This is a genomic window from Serratia microhaemolytica, from assembly GCF_004011885.1.
Classification (GTDB): domain Bacteria; phylum Pseudomonadota; class Gammaproteobacteria; order Enterobacterales; family Enterobacteriaceae; genus Serratia_G; species Serratia_G microhaemolytica.
The window spans coordinates 1480-2259 of sequence record NZ_ML137212.1; the positions used below are offsets into that span (position 1 = coordinate 1480).

At 61.4% G+C, this 780-nt stretch carries 1 protein-coding gene; it reads left to right on the plus strand.

Annotated features, from left to right (window positions below; all coding sequences use genetic code 11):
* On the plus strand, nucleotides 1-780 hold a 780-nt coding region (locus tag EOJ37_RS01090; protein WP_162473636.1), incomplete at both ends, for a type VI secretion system baseplate subunit TssF.

A 780-nucleotide genomic window follows, 5' to 3' on the forward strand; every position in this document is an offset into this window, starting at 1 on the left:
ACTGCGCTTTCACTTCTCGCGCCCACTGCCGCAGGATCTGCAACCGCGCACCGAACACCTGCACCTGCACTGCACCCCGGCAATCAACCTGTTCTCACACGCCGCCGAACCGGTGATTGTTGAAGGCCAGCAGAGCCACTACCCGCTGGTGCCCAGCTACCGCCATCCGCAAGCCTATGACCTGTTCTCGATTGACCAAGTGCAAGGCCAAGTGCTACAGCGCCCTGATCTCGGCACCCGTCACTACCGCCTATTTGAAGGCTTTCGTCACCAGCAACAGCACGGCAACCAGCACTACTACCGCCTGCATACCCAGCTTGGTCTGCCGGCGCATGTGCTGGCCAAACGCGGCTTTCAGCATCAGCTCTCGTTTATCCGCCTTGATGAACCGCAGCGCCACCCAGACACCGAAGTGATCTCTTTGCAACTGACCTGCTCACAGCGTGACCTGCCGGGGCTACTGACCATTGGTGATCTCTGCCACGCCGAACTGCCGCCGGGCATCACAGTGCGCAACCTGACACGCCCCAGCCGCTCACTCTACCCACCGAGCGACGATGAGTTGCTGGATAACCTGCTCAGCTCGCTGACCTTAAGCAGCGGCTCGATCCTGTCGCTGTTTGCGCTGAGCGAACTGCTGCGCCTGCACGATCTACCGGCCAGCTACCACCCGAACCTGGCTGAAGCCGCCCTTCGGCGGCGCATGGCGCTGGCAGAGATAACCTCACGCCCGATCGAACGCTACTACCAAGGGGTACTGATCGACGGCATCGCCTCGAC